15 protein-coding genes are annotated in these 11,307 nt (G+C 36.6%); all 15 read left to right on the forward strand.

Annotated features, from left to right (window positions below; genetic code table 11):
• The first annotated feature begins 32 nt into the window (after nucleotides 1–32).
• The 15 genes from rlmD (at nucleotide 33) to OCF96_RS00610 (ending at nucleotide 11,276) form a co-directional block, all read left to right on the forward strand.
• Nucleotides 33–1,394 carry a 23S rRNA (uracil(1939)-C(5))-methyltransferase RlmD gene (gene rlmD / locus OCF96_RS00540; RefSeq protein WP_261444647.1) on the forward strand — a complete coding sequence of 454 codons (1,362 nt, stop codon included), beginning with the start codon at nucleotides 33–35 and terminating at the stop codon, nucleotides 1,392–1,394.
• Between the two features lie 208 nt (nucleotides 1,395–1,602).
• Nucleotides 1,603–1,776: a hypothetical protein gene (locus OCF96_RS00545; protein WP_153199089.1), complete on the forward strand. Its 174-nt coding sequence runs from the start codon at nucleotides 1,603–1,605 to the stop codon at nucleotides 1,774–1,776.
• Nucleotides 1,773–2,552: a replication initiator protein A gene (locus OCF96_RS00550; RefSeq protein ID WP_261444648.1), complete on the forward strand. Its 780-nt coding sequence runs from the start codon at nucleotides 1,773–1,775 to the stop codon at nucleotides 2,550–2,552. Before OCF96_RS00545 ends, OCF96_RS00550 begins: the two co-directional genes overlap by 4 nt.
• 98 nt (nucleotides 2,553–2,650) lie before the next feature.
• A complete protein-coding gene (gene dcm, locus OCF96_RS00555; RefSeq protein WP_261444649.1) occupies nucleotides 2,651–4,009 on the forward strand; it encodes a DNA (cytosine-5-)-methyltransferase in 1,359 nt (452 codons plus the stop codon).
• Nucleotides 3,993–4,442 carry a hypothetical protein gene (locus OCF96_RS00560; protein WP_061643130.1) on the forward strand — a complete coding sequence of 150 codons (450 nt, stop codon included), beginning with the start codon at nucleotides 3,993–3,995 and terminating at the stop codon, nucleotides 4,440–4,442. Before dcm ends, OCF96_RS00560 begins: the two co-directional genes overlap by 17 nt.
• Nucleotides 4,435–4,815, forward strand: a complete 381-nt coding sequence (locus tag OCF96_RS00565) for a thioredoxin domain-containing protein (RefSeq protein WP_048787847.1) — start codon at nucleotides 4,435–4,437, stop codon at nucleotides 4,813–4,815. Before OCF96_RS00560 ends, OCF96_RS00565 begins: the two co-directional genes overlap by 8 nt.
• 12 nt (nucleotides 4,816–4,827) lie before the next feature.
• Nucleotides 4,828–5,061, forward strand: a complete 234-nt coding sequence (locus tag OCF96_RS00570; RefSeq protein ID WP_000840776.1) for a hypothetical protein — start codon at nucleotides 4,828–4,830, stop codon at nucleotides 5,059–5,061.
• 2 nt (nucleotides 5,062–5,063) lie between these two features.
• Nucleotides 5,064–5,651, forward strand: coding sequence for a CPBP family intramembrane glutamic endopeptidase (locus OCF96_RS00575; RefSeq protein ID WP_261444650.1), 588 nt, complete (start codon nucleotides 5,064–5,066; stop codon nucleotides 5,649–5,651).
• 127 nt (nucleotides 5,652–5,778) lie between these two features.
• Nucleotides 5,779–6,369, forward strand: coding sequence for a type IV toxin-antitoxin system AbiEi family antitoxin domain-containing protein (locus OCF96_RS00580; protein ID WP_000227922.1), 591 nt, complete (start codon nucleotides 5,779–5,781; stop codon nucleotides 6,367–6,369).
• Nucleotides 6,369–7,205: a nucleotidyl transferase AbiEii/AbiGii toxin family protein gene (locus OCF96_RS00585; RefSeq protein WP_261444651.1), complete on the forward strand. Its 837-nt coding sequence runs from the start codon at nucleotides 6,369–6,371 to the stop codon at nucleotides 7,203–7,205. The genes OCF96_RS00580 and OCF96_RS00585 overlap by 1 nt, the downstream gene beginning before the upstream one ends.
• A 282-nt stretch (nucleotides 7,206–7,487) precedes the next feature.
• Nucleotides 7,488–7,787 carry a hypothetical protein gene (locus tag OCF96_RS00590; protein ID WP_261444652.1) on the forward strand — a complete coding sequence of 100 codons (300 nt, stop codon included), beginning with the start codon at nucleotides 7,488–7,490 and terminating at the stop codon, nucleotides 7,785–7,787.
• Nucleotides 7,777–8,265: a hypothetical protein gene (locus OCF96_RS00595; protein ID WP_261444653.1), complete on the forward strand. Its 489-nt coding sequence runs from the start codon at nucleotides 7,777–7,779 to the stop codon at nucleotides 8,263–8,265. The genes OCF96_RS00590 and OCF96_RS00595 overlap by 11 nt, the downstream gene beginning before the upstream one ends.
• Nucleotides 8,265–10,142, forward strand: a complete 1,878-nt coding sequence (locus OCF96_RS00600) for a VirD4-like conjugal transfer protein, CD1115 family (RefSeq protein WP_261445188.1) — start codon at nucleotides 8,265–8,267, stop codon at nucleotides 10,140–10,142. The genes OCF96_RS00595 and OCF96_RS00600 overlap by 1 nt, the downstream gene beginning before the upstream one ends.
• A gap of 20 nt (nucleotides 10,143–10,162) precedes the next feature.
• Complete coding sequence (locus tag OCF96_RS00605; RefSeq protein ID WP_000627865.1) at nucleotides 10,163–10,405, forward strand: hypothetical protein; 243 nt, start codon at nucleotides 10,163–10,165, stop codon at nucleotides 10,403–10,405.
• A gap of 16 nt (nucleotides 10,406–10,421) precedes the next feature.
• The gene (locus OCF96_RS00610; RefSeq protein WP_001054256.1) at nucleotides 10,422–11,276 is read left to right on the forward strand and encodes a VirB6/TrbL-like conjugal transfer protein, CD1112 family; all 855 of its coding nucleotides are present in this window, start codon (nucleotides 10,422–10,424) and stop codon (nucleotides 11,274–11,276) included.
• Nucleotides 11,277–11,307 lie beyond the last annotated feature (31 nt).

Here is an 11,307-nt window from a genome sequence, read left to right on the forward strand (position 1 = left end):
CTTTTTTGTCGGCCAATAGAAAGATGAAGAGAATGTTAAAGAAAAATGATATTGTAGAAGTTGAAATTGTTGACTTGACCCATGAAGGGGCCGGGGTGGCCAAGGTAGATGGTTTGGTATTTTTTGTAGAGAATGCTTTACCGAGTGAAAAAATCCTTATGCGTGTCCTCAAGGTCAATAAAAAGATTGGTTTTGGGAAGGTTGAGGAATACCTTGTCCAGTCACCACACCGTAATCAAGATCTAGATTTGGCTTACCTACGTTCAGGAATTGCGGATTTAGGTCATCTTGCCTATCCAGAACAACTCAAATTTAAAACCAAGCAAGTCAAAGACAGTCTCTACAAGATTGCTGGAATTGATGATATAGAGGTTGCTGAAACTTTGGGTATGAAAAATCCAGTCAAGTACCGCAATAAGGCGCAGGTGCCTGTTCGTCGAGTGAATGGTGTCTTGGAAACTGGCTTTTTCCGTAAGAATTCCCATGACCTCATGCCTCTAGAAGATTTCTTTATCCAAGATCCTGTGATTGATGAGGTAGTTGTAGCCCTACGTGACTTGCTCCGTCGTTATGACCTGAAGCCTTACGATGAAAAGGAACAATCTGGCTTGATTCGAAATCTTGTGGTGCGTCGTGGACACTATTCTGGACAAATCATGGTTATCTTGGTTACAACTCGTCCCAAAGTTTTTCGTGTGGAGCAATTGATTGAACAACTAATCAAGCAGTTCCCAGAGATTGTGTCTGTTATGCAAAATATCAACGACCAAAACACCAATGCTATTTTTGGTAAGGAATGGCGCACCCTTTATGGACAAGACTTTATCACTGACCAAATGTTGGGAAATGACTACCAGATCGCTGGACCAGCATTTTACCAAGTCAATACTGACATGGCTGAAAAACTTTATCAAACAGCCATTGACTTTGCTGAATTAAAATCAGATGATATGGTTATCGATGCCTACTCAGGAATTGGAACGATAGGTTTATCAGTCGCCAAGTACGTTAAGGAAGTCTATGGTGTTGAAGTAATTCCAGAAGCGGTTGAGAATAGCAAGAAGAATGCCCAACTGAACCATATTTCAAACGCCCACTATGTCTGTGATACAGCCGAAAATGCCATGAAAAAGTGGCTCAAGGAAGGTATTCAACCAACCGTTATCCTAGTGGACCCACCAAGAAAAGGACTCACCGAGAGTTTTATCAAAGCTAGTACCCAAACAGGAGCAGACCGCATCGCCTATATCTCATGCAATGTCGCTACTATGGCGCGTGATATCAAACTCTACCTAGAATTGGGATATGAATTGAAGAAAGTACAGCCGGTTGATTTATTTCCGCAAACGCATCACGTGGAGTGTGTAGTGTTGCTACAACGAAAAAAAGGGTGAAAATCCTTGATTTTAAGCTATTTTACAAGCATTTTGTCTTTGTAGATAAAGGCAATTTTGACGTCAGAAAAGTCCTAAAAAGGCACATAGATGTATATGTATTTGTAGATGTCGTTTGCGCATCGGAAAAATGAATACAACAATAAATATTTAACTAAAGAGAGAACAATTGTATATTGTTCTCCTTTTTTTATTTTCAGGAGGGAAAATGACAAAAGAATTACAATCATCACGCTATATTGTCATTTCATTTTTAGTACGTGAAATGGGAATAGATATTGTTGAGGCCATATCTCTTATGGCTGATTTAGAAAAAAGTGGCTTGGTTCGATTGGAATCAAGTGGAGATTTAATACTCAAAGAACTAGGAGGAGAGCTATGAAACGAATTACCGCAAATCAATACCAAACTTCAGAACGGTATTACAAATTACCTAAAATTCTTTTTGAGGATGAGAAATATATGGATATGAAACTAGAAGTAAAGGTAGCTTATTCTATTTTAAAAGATCGTTTAGAATTATCTCTCAGTCGTGGTTGGATAGACGAAGAAGGAGCGGTCTATTTAGTATTTTCTAATTCTAAACTGATGAGGCTGTTAGGTTGTTCGAAGTCAAAACTACTATCAATCAAAAAAGTTCTTAAAGAATATGACTTAATTGACGAAGTCCAACAGTCTTCATGTGAGAAAGGGAGACTAGCCAATAAGATTTATTTAGGGGAGTTGTCTTCTACCCCAGTAGCTAGTTCGAACAGGCCTAGTGTTAAAAAAAGACTAGGGCAGGATGAAAATGAAACGGCCCCCGTCTCTTATTCAGCCTCTAGTGAGACTGAAGTTAGTGAGACTAAATATAGTGAGACTGAATCTTTATTTATTGAGGATGAGGAGGAGAGGTATACTCAACCTATCTTGAAAAGAAAAGTAGAAAAGGTCACTAAATATGATCGAGATTATATTTGGGGATTGGTACAAGATCAATTTAGACGAGAAGGTTTTTCTGAAACAGCCAGTGACATTGCTATGACTGATTTTGAGAGAATCTATCAGTATGCTCTTGACAATGTTCGCTTTGTTAGACGAGCGGAAGTACTTGCTGAATTTGTGTTTAACGGCTTGTATTCCGTTTGGAATAACCGTGTTAGAAAAGGAGGTGGTTAAATGTCGCCAATCGAGTGGATATTAGTTATGCTAATTGTCATTTCAAGTGGAGTGACAGTTCTGACAATGATAGTCGATAAGAAAGGGGTGATAAAGAAATGAGATTTATTGATTTATTTTCAGGTATCGGTGGCTTTCGACTTGGAATGGAAAGTGTCGGACACGAGTGTATTGGATTTTGTGAGATTGATAAGTTTGCTAGAGAATCTTATAAGTCCATTTTTCAAACAGAAGGAGAAATAGAATTTCATGACATACGAGATGTTTCAGATGACGAATTTAAAAAACTTAGAGGGAAAGTCGATGTCATCTGTGGGGGATTCCCTTGTCAAGCATTTTCAATCGCAGGAAGACGATTGGGATTTGAAGATACTAGAGGCACTTTGTTCTTTGAAATTGCTCGGGCGGCCAAACAAATCCAACCACGTTTTCTTTTTCTTGAAAATGTTAAAGGCCTACTCAATCACGATAAGGGACGGACGTTCACCACAATCCTTACCACGCTTGATGAATTGGGGTTTGATGTTGAGTGGCAGGTGCTTAACAGTAAGGATTTTGGCGTTCCCCAAAACAGAGAGAGGGTGTTTATTATCGGACATTCTAGAAAGAAAGGTACCAGACTCCTATTTCCTTTCAGACGAGAAGGTCAAGCAACTAACTCTGAGACTTTGAAAGCACTAGGAAATTTAAATCCATCAAGAAGTGGAATGAGTGGTAAAGTCTATTATTCAGAAGGTCTTGCGCCAACTTTAGTTCGTGGAAAAGGAGAAGGATTTAAGGTTGCGATTCCTTGTATGACACCAGATAGATTAGACAAAAGACAAAATGGTATACGTTTCAAGGATAATCAAGAGACAATGTTTACTTTAAATACTCAGGATCGTCATGGCATTGTCGTTGTTGGAGATTTACCGACTAGCTTTAAGGAGACAGGTCGTGTCTATGGAAGTGAGGGCTTATCTCCAACACTGACTACAATGCAAGGTGGAGATAAAATTCCTAAAATACTAATTCCAGAACCAATCCAATTTCTAAAAGTCCGAGAGGCAACGAAAAAAGGATATGCTCAAGCAGAAATAGGAGATTCAATCAATTTGGAAAGACCAAGTTCTCAGTATCGTCGTGGTAGAGTTGGAAAAGGTATAGCGAATACGTTAACAACTAGTGGTCAAATGGGAGTAGTAGTGGCTAGCTATGAAGGAGAAGATAAACAAGTTTATCATGTAGCCGGTGTCTTGATAGATGGACAATTTTACCGTCTGAGGATACGACGAATCACTCCTAAAGAGTGTTTTCGCTTGCAGGGATTTCCTGATTGGGCTTTTGAAGCTGCTAGAAAAGTCTCTAGTAATAGTCAGCTCTATAAACAAGCTGGTAATAGTGTAACCGTTCCTGTGATTGCCGCAATCGCAAAGAAATTAAAAGAAATAGAGGAAAAAGATGAAAGCGTTAAATAAAGAGTCAATACTATATTGTGATGAATTAGAAACAGAATTACATGATGCAGAAATGATGCAGTTGGATGAACAAATATTTTTGATGCCCAATTATCCATGTGAGTTTGAAGTAAAATTTTTAGATTATTACCATAAAAAACATAATTACCCACTATTTTATGAATCCTATCTTCAAAACATTATGGAATTCCTTGAAAGTCAGGATATAAAGAACGGAGCTGATGCTTTTGTAGATGATAATCAGAATCTTGTTTTTGTTTTATATGGGCAAGGCTATCGAGCCGAGGGAAAAGAGGGAATACTTACAACCCAAGTAACTGTAAAAGCTTATGATGAAGACAAGAAACCGATTAACTTCTCCAATTTATTAGATTCCTTAATCGTCTCAGAATATCAAATGGAACCGAATCTTTGGGAGGTCTCCCATGATTGATCTCTATCTAAGTAAAAATAACCATAGAAATCAACTTCTTTTAGAATTCTTCCAAAACTATGGCATTGAGGTATCCTGTCATTCGATTTCTGAAATGACAAGGGATAAATTAATTGAGCTGATGAGCTATTCTTCAGATTGTTTTGAGTTTTTATCTCCCAATTTATTACGATTTAAGAACCGTGACAATTTAAGATTAACGGATTTCATTGAAATGATATTAAAAAATCCTGAACTAACCATCAGACTTCCTCTTGCGGTTTCAAATAAGAGAGTTTATCCAAATCTAAATTTGGAGGAAGCTAGAGCTTTATTGCCAAGAGATACGAAACAATTGATTTACATGGAACAAACACATTATTTATCTAGTTAAAGGAGAAGCAATATGGCTGAACGATTTTGGGAGAACTTGTCCATTATTTTGGCTGAAAGAAATATTAGCTGGATTGAGTTAACCAGAAAAATGTTTGCGGGAGAGTTTCACTATCCAAGTGAATTGAATCGTTTGTATCAAAAGATTCGCCACTATAAGATGGAACAACGAATGCCTCAAAGTCCATGGGTAGAAAGGATTGTGCAGGTATTAGATTTAGATTATGAAGATTTATTTCGGAGGTAACTATGAAAAGAATAATTCCAGTTTATATATTCCAACAAGTAAATGTCTTATTGGTATCTCTATACTTACTGAAATTTTTTTGTATCGGTGAGTTAACTATACTACAGATTCTCTATGGTGCGTCACTCATTTCATTTTTATGGATATATGGTCAACGTAAAAAAGCGCATAAGGTCAGTATGAAATCTAGGATGAAATGGCTTAGTATTGGATTAGCTATCCTACTGATTATAAGTCTATGTTTTAGCTTAATCCATGCGCAAGGAAGCACGAATCAAGCAAACTTAATTGGCCTACAACATCAGGTTCCTTGGTTTTCATTTTTATTGTTCTTAATCAATGCGAGTATGGTTGAAGAATTTTTGTATAGAGAAATTTTATGGAACTTGGTTAGAAAATTAGATATTCGAGTTGCTTTGACAAGTGTTTTATTTGCCTTAGCTCATCATCCAGGAACCATTCTAGCTTGGTGTTTGTATGTTTCATTGGGAATGTTTTTAGGGATGGTGCGCTATAAATCGGACTTATGGGGCAGTATGGGTCTACATTTGGTGTGGAATCTACTAGTTTATAGTTTGCTGCTTGTTTAAAATAGGTGGTCTGTCTTACTTATAGATTCAGTTTGAAATAAAAAACTAAATAAATTGATTTTAAAGAAATAAAATGCTAACATATATAGAAGATGTTAGCATTTTATTTCTAAGAAAGGAGAATGATATGGTTGATAAAAGAGAGAAACTGATGAACTCTTTCAATCAGTATGGTTTTTTAACTTTTAAACAAGTAATAGATGAAAATTTACACTACAAAACCTTATTAAAAATGGTTACAGAAGGAAAAATCGATGCTGAAGAAAAAGGCTTATATCGCTTACCTGATATTTATTTAGATGAGTGGTTTGTCCTTCAGTATCGATTTCCAAAGGGAATCTTTTCTTTGGAGACAGCACTTTGGTTACATGGTTTATCTTTGACTATCCCTTTTAACATGACGATGAGTTTTCCTTATGGTACGAATACCAAAAACATTAAGGAAGCAGATATATGTCCTATTATTTTACGTTCTCACTATAGTGAGGGAATTATTGAAATAGAGCGTCTTCCTGGTCAATTTATTAAAGTTTATGAAGTTGAACGAGTTTTGGTCGAGTGTCTAAGACCAGTTCATCAGGTGGATCTTCAAATTATTGCACCAGCATTTAAGAAATATTTTCAACAGAATCAAATTCATTTACACAAATTATTTTATTATGCCCAGCTATTTAAAGTAACTGATAAGTTACAATCTTATACGGAGGTGCTATCTTAATGTTTTCAAATGCGAATAGCTTTAAAGCAAAAATCAAAAATATTTCAAAAGATAAGGGAATTCCAGCTCAACAAGTACAACAACATTATTTAATTGAGCAAGTGTTAAAGCTGATTTCTACTAGTTCTTATAGAGATTCCTTCATTGTAAAAGGAGGGTATCTAATAGGTCAAATGATTGGACTAGACAAGCGAACTACAATGGATTTAGATGTCACTCTGAAGGGAACCGAAATGAGCAGAGAAAATTTGATTGATATATTTGAAGAGATTCTTTGTTCTAAAACTGATGGTTTTTCATTTTCAGTAGATAAGCTAGAACCTATTCGCCAAGATGATGAATATGGAGGATTTTCATTAAAATTAAATGCAACTTTTGATACATTAAAGGAGGTTGTTTTTATTGATATTACTACTGGTGATAAGATCACACCAAGAGAAATTACTTATTCAATGACTTCTATCTTTACTAATGAAAGCATCAAGATATGGACATATAATCTAGAGACTGTACTTGCTGAAAAGTTAGAAACAATCATCAGTAGGGGATTAGCTTCGACACGCCCACGTGATCGATATGATCTTTTCACCTTGTATAAACTTAGAAAAGAAGAGATTAATCTAGAAGTATTAAAAAATGCACTTGAGAATACGGCAGAAAAACGTAAAAGTAAAGAAACTATTTATAATTGGGAAGAACAAGTGAGAGGAATTGAAATTTCTGATTATCAGAAAGAGCTATGGATTCGTTATCAACGCCAATTTAAGTATGCTAAAGATGTCTCATTTGATAACTCTGTTCAGGTTATTAGGGAAATTATGCAACAAATATTTTAGTACAAAAGTAACTCATTCGTAAAGCAGTGAGTTGCTTTTTTTATTCCAACAACCTCAAAAATGTGATAAAAATTTCAACTACTCTTGTCTATAATAAAGCTACCTGTTCTTTGAAAATTGAATCCACTCCGTCTTGATTAGCGTGCCTGTGTAAGTAGGGACTGAGAGTATTTCCCTGTGAAGGGCAACTGGCACAAGACGTGTGTGAGAATTTTCTAACAGACACGGAGTTTATCGTTACCAGACTTAAACGATGCGACAAACTAGATAAAGGAGTTAATCATGAAGGTAGTAAACTTGTATGATTTGAAACAAATGGGAAATAAAGGTGGTTGTACCATCCAATTGATTCATCACTTTCCTTTTGGTATGGGCTTAGGACATCTCAAAAAAGACTATATTGAATTTAAACGTGTTGGTATCATTGATGGGAAAGCAGTAGAAGTTACTCTTCGAGAACCTTATTCGAGAGATTTACTGCAGGTTGTCAAGTCGATTAAGCAACGTCAGAAATTGATAGCTTATCGTTATAAAGAAGGAAAACTGCTATTTGTGAAGAAGGAGGGCTCGGATGTCCTCTGAACAACAGGAACGAATGGCAGTTCAATATGCTGAGCGTAGTCTTTTATTTACTGTCAAAAGTCTCTTAAAGATTCTAGAATGGTCTAGACGTCAGGCTTTAGCACAAGACTCTGCCTATAAGATAGGGGTGCAGAAATTAGAAGAATTGCTACAATCTCCCTATGCGATTGATACGATTAATCTGAAAAAAGATTTTTTAGACAAACCAATTGATATAGAGAAATTTAAAGCTTTTTTAGAAAAAGAAGAGATTCCTTTAGCCATCGCTTGGCAAGGGGATTCTCTACATTTCTACACGAAAGACCGTTCGATTCTGGATAATCATTTAGACCATCTGTTAGAAAAAATGGCTAATGATCCGGAGAAATTAGATGATTTTACCATGGATAAGTCATTGGACGATGCAATTGATGAGGCTAAATCCCAAATTACCTTTAGACAAGAAGGAGCCGTCAAACAGAAAGAGATGGTGAGATGATGTACAGTGGAAAGAAATTCCTACTATTCTCACTGTTAGGTATCTTACTAGGCTATCTTTTTCATCGTTTGACGCTTTTGTATGATTCCTATACTGGAAATACCTTAGATAAATGGACTCATCTTCTAATGGAAGGTCAAGATGAAGTTCTTCAGTCGCCATGGAATGTTTCTTTTACTGGAAAATCAAGTGCTTTTTTTCTATTAGGCTTTGTGATGATGTTGCTGGTTTATCTCTATCTAGAGACTGGTAAAAAACAATACCGAGAAGGGGTAGAATACGGGAGCGCCCGTTTTGGAACTCTAAAAGAAAAGAAGCTCTTTTACGGCAAGGAATTTTCTCATGATACGATCTTAGCACAAGATGTTCGTTTGACATTATTAGATAAAAAACCACCTCAATATGATAGAAATAAGAATATTGCAGTGATAGGAGGTTCAGGAAGTGGGAAGACATTTCGCTTTGTGAAACCCAATCTGATTCAGATGAATAGTTCTAATATTGTAGTGGATCCTAAAGATCACTTGGCCGAAAAAACAGGCAAACTCTTTTTAGAACATGGCTACCAAGTAAAGGTGCTTGATTTAGTCAATATGAAGAACTCAGATGGCTTCAATCCTTTCCGCTATATAGAGACAGAAAATGATTTGAATCGCATGCTGACAGTTTATTTCAATAACACCAAAGGCTCTGGCTCCCGTAGTGATCCATTTTGGGATGAAGCTTCTATGACTTTGGTACGAGCTTTAGCCTCTTACTTGGTCGATTTCTATAATCCACCCAAAACAAGAGAACAGCTCATTGAAGAAGGTCGTTTGAGTCAAACAGAATATCAAAACTTGTTGAAACGTCAAAAAAAAGAAGTGGAAGAGCGAAAAAAACGAGGGCGTTATCCAAGTTTTGCTGAGATATCAAAACTCATTAAACACTTATCCAAAGGTGAGAATCAAGAAAAAAGTGTCTTAGAAATTCTATTTGAAAATTATGCTAAAAAGTATGGGACTGACAATTTTACCATGCGAAATTGGGCAGATTTTCAAAATTATAAAGATAAGACTCTGGATTCTGTTATAGCTGTAACCACTGCTAAATTTGCCCTCTTCAATATTCAAAGTGTCATGGATTTGACCAAAAGAGATACCCTTGATATGAAGACATGGGGCAAGGAAAAATCAATGGTTTACTTAGTTATCCCAGATAACGATAGTACCTTTCGCTTTCTTTCAGCTCTCTTTTTTTCAACGGTATTTCAAACCCTAACAAGACAAGCAGACATTGATTTTAAGGGTCAATTGCCTCTTCATGTCAGAGTTTACTTAGATGAGTTCGCAAATATCGGAGAGATTCCAGATTTTGCTGAACAAACCTCAACAGTCCGCTCTCGTAATATGAGTCTCGTTCCCATTCTTCAAAATATTGCCCAACTTCAAGGGCTCTATAAAGAAAAAGAAGCTTGGAAAACTATTTTGGGGAACTGTGATAGCTTAGTCTACTTAGGTGGGAATGATGAAGATACCTTTAAATTTATGAGTGGCTTACTCGGTAAACAAACCATTGATGTTCGAAATACGAGTCGTTCCTTTGGCCAGACAGGTTCAGGATCCCTTTCTCATCAAAAGATTGCTCGTGATTTAATGACACCTGATGAAGTCGGAAATATGAAACGGCATGAATGCTTGGTTCGAATTGCCAATATGCCTGTCTTTAAAAGCAAAAAATACAATTCCACTAAGCATCCAAACTGGAAGTACCTAGCCAATCAAGAAACCGATGAACGGTGGTGGAACTATCAAATCAATCCTTTGAATCAAAGACAAGAAAATCATCTTGAAGGCCTTAGAATTCGTGATTTAACTTTTGAATCTAGTTTAAAATAAAAATAGAAAAGAGGAAATAGATGATTACGCATTTTAAAGGTTTTGTTTATGGAGTAGACGCAAGTGCCATGTTTGCACAAGCTATGTCTTTGTTACAGAAGGGATTGATTGCGGTTGGTGCCTTTCTCGTTGTTGTGGGGATTGTCAACCTTGCAACCAACATTAAAGATGGTGGACCAGGTGTTCGGAATGCCATTCTTGAAATTGTCGGTGGTGTTATGGTCGGGGCTGCTGGAGCCTTTGTAACCCAGATTTCAATTTAGGAGGATAAACAATGACATGAATCTTAGTTTAGTCTCACCCTTTGTTTACCTTGCATCTGAAAAAATATCAGCTGAAAATTTATTTGAAGGATTTAATGTGGATTTACAATCTACGGTAGATCTGATTAAATCTCTATCTAGCTATAATCCAACCGTTTGGACTTATATGTCTAGTATTACTAAAAGTGTCATGCAGCCTCTTGGAGTTGCGATTTTATCTGTTGTTCTCATCCTAGAATTTTCGAAGATGGCAAAGAAAATTGCTAACTCAGGAGGAGCGATGACCTTTGAAGCATTAGCGCCGATGTTGATTAGTTATATTATGGTCGCAGTGGTAATTACCAACACTACCGTCATTGTAGAAGCCATCATCGGGATTGCGAGTCACGCCATTGAACAAGTGGCCTCGATTGTGGCTCACGGTGGGGCAAAGTATGATACAATCTCTGGATTAAAAGGTTCAGGATTTATTGGCCGGATGATTGTGGGATTTTTCGCCCTCCTCATTTGGCTAGTTCGGATAGTAAGTGCAGCCATGGTTAATCTTTTGGTATCTATTCGATTTATTCAACTCTACCTTATGATTCCATTTGCCCCTCTTACGATTCCAACATTTTTAAGTGATGAGTGGAAGTCTATTGGTATTGGCTATTTAAAAAATATTATGGTCTATGCGGTACAAGGGGTTCTTATTTTTCTGATTGTTTCTCTTGTTCCTTTGTTTGAATCTGCTGGGAAAATAGCTGTTTCAAATGGTGCAGGAGTCTTGCAATCTCTTGCGATTATGTTTGGTAGTTTAATACAAGCTATCTTACTGATTATTGCCCTCGTTGGTTCTCAACGTACGGCTCGCTCAATCTTAGGTATGTAATTAGATAAAGGCTAGGAAGTGATTGCTTCTT

Origin of the sequence: Streptococcus mitis (genome assembly GCF_946190065.1) — a bacterium.
Lineage (GTDB): Bacteria > Bacillota > Bacilli > Lactobacillales > Streptococcaceae > Streptococcus > Streptococcus mitis_DE.

Excerpts from the sequence above, each read along its gene's own strand:
- rlmD (WP_261444647.1), top strand. The coding sequence starts at position 33 with ATGTTAAAGAAAAATGATATTGTAGAAGTTGAAATTGTTGACTTGACC.
- OCF96_RS00545 (WP_153199089.1), top strand. The coding sequence starts at position 1,603 with ATGACAAAAGAATTACAATCATCACGCTATATTGTCATTTCATTTTTA.
- OCF96_RS00550 (WP_261444648.1), top strand. The coding sequence starts at position 1,773 with ATGAAACGAATTACCGCAAATCAATACCAAACTTCAGAACGGTATTAC.
- dcm (WP_261444649.1), top strand. The coding sequence starts at position 2,651 with ATGAGATTTATTGATTTATTTTCAGGTATCGGTGGCTTTCGACTTGGA.
- OCF96_RS00560 (WP_061643130.1), top strand. The coding sequence starts at position 3,993 with ATGAAAGCGTTAAATAAAGAGTCAATACTATATTGTGATGAATTAGAA.
- OCF96_RS00565 (WP_048787847.1), top strand. The coding sequence starts at position 4,435 with ATGATTGATCTCTATCTAAGTAAAAATAACCATAGAAATCAACTTCTT.
- OCF96_RS00570 (WP_000840776.1), top strand. The coding sequence starts at position 4,828 with ATGGCTGAACGATTTTGGGAGAACTTGTCCATTATTTTGGCTGAAAGA.
- OCF96_RS00575 (WP_261444650.1), top strand. The coding sequence starts at position 5,064 with ATGAAAAGAATAATTCCAGTTTATATATTCCAACAAGTAAATGTCTTA.
- OCF96_RS00580 (WP_000227922.1), top strand. The coding sequence starts at position 5,779 with ATGGTTGATAAAAGAGAGAAACTGATGAACTCTTTCAATCAGTATGGT.
- OCF96_RS00585 (WP_261444651.1), top strand. The coding sequence starts at position 6,369 with ATGTTTTCAAATGCGAATAGCTTTAAAGCAAAAATCAAAAATATTTCA.
- OCF96_RS00590 (WP_261444652.1), top strand. The coding sequence starts at position 7,488 with ATGAAGGTAGTAAACTTGTATGATTTGAAACAAATGGGAAATAAAGGT.
- OCF96_RS00595 (WP_261444653.1), top strand. The coding sequence starts at position 7,777 with ATGTCCTCTGAACAACAGGAACGAATGGCAGTTCAATATGCTGAGCGT.
- OCF96_RS00600 (WP_261445188.1), top strand. The coding sequence starts at position 8,265 with ATGTACAGTGGAAAGAAATTCCTACTATTCTCACTGTTAGGTATCTTA.
- OCF96_RS00605 (WP_000627865.1), top strand. The coding sequence starts at position 10,163 with ATGATTACGCATTTTAAAGGTTTTGTTTATGGAGTAGACGCAAGTGCC.
- OCF96_RS00610 (WP_001054256.1), top strand. The coding sequence starts at position 10,422 with ATGAATCTTAGTTTAGTCTCACCCTTTGTTTACCTTGCATCTGAAAAA.